The organism is Streptomyces ruber (genome assembly GCF_014648075.1).
GTDB classification, from domain to species: Bacteria; Actinomycetota; Actinomycetes; order Streptomycetales; family Streptomycetaceae; genus Streptomyces; species Streptomyces ruber.
In genome coordinates this window covers 1-949 of the sequence record NZ_BMQK01000050.1, presented here as the reverse complement: position 1 = coordinate 949, position 949 = coordinate 1, and the positions used below count along the sequence as shown (strand labels likewise).

1 protein-coding gene is annotated in these 949 nt (G+C 70.0%); it reads right to left on the bottom strand.

Going from position 1 to position 949, the window contains the following annotated elements; translation table 11 throughout:
* Positions 1-949: flavodoxin-dependent (E)-4-hydroxy-3-methylbut-2-enyl-diphosphate synthase (ispG, locus tag IEZ04_RS34305; protein ID WP_189220914.1), on the bottom strand; the 949-nt coding region annotated here is incomplete at both ends.

Here is a 949-nt window from a genome sequence, read left to right as displayed (position 1 = left end):
GACGAAGATCTGGCCCTTGCCGTTGCCGGAGGCGACGCCGAGGTCGGCCTCGCGGGCCTCGCCGGGGCCGTTGACGACACAGCCCATCACCGCGACGCGGAGGGGCACCTCCATGCCCTCCAGGCCGGCGGTGACCTCCTCGGCCAGCTTGTACACGTCCACCTGCGCCCGGCCGCAGGACGGGCAGGAGACGATCTCCAGCCCCCGCTGGCGGAGGTTGAGGGACTCCAGGATCTGGTTGCCGACCTTGACCTCCTCCACCGGCGGGGCGCTCAGCGAGACGCGGATGGTGTCGCCGATGCCCTCGGAGAGCAGCGCGCCGAAGGCGACGGCGGACTTGATGGTGCCCTGGAACGCCGGGCCCGCCTCGGTCACGCCCAGGTGGAGGGGGTAGTCGCAACTCGCGGCGAGCTGCCGGTAGGCGTTGACCATGACCACCGGGTCGTTGTGCTTCACCGAGATCTTGATGTCGCGGAAGTCGTGCTCCTCGAACAGCGAGGCCTCCCACAGCGCCGACTCCACCAGCGCCTCGGGCGTCGCCTTGCCGTACTTCTGCAGCAGCCGCCGGTCCAGGGAGCCCGCGTTCACCCCGATCCGGATCGGGGTGCCGTGGTCCTTCGCCGCCTTCGCGATCTCCTTGACCTTGTCGTCGAACTGCTTGATGTTGCCCGGGTTCACCCGCACCGCCGCACAGCCCGCCTCGATCGCCGCGAACACGTACTTCGGCTGGAAGTGGATGTCCGCGATCACCGGGATCTGCGACTTCCGCGCGATCACCGGCAGCGCGTCGGCGTCGTCCTGCGTCGGACAGGCCACCCGCACGATCTGGCAGCCCGACGCCGTCAGCTCCGCGATCTGCTGCAGCGTCGCACCGATGTCCGACGTACGCGTCGTGGTCATCGACTGGACCGAAACGGGCGCGTCCCCGCCCACCGCCACGGAGCCGACC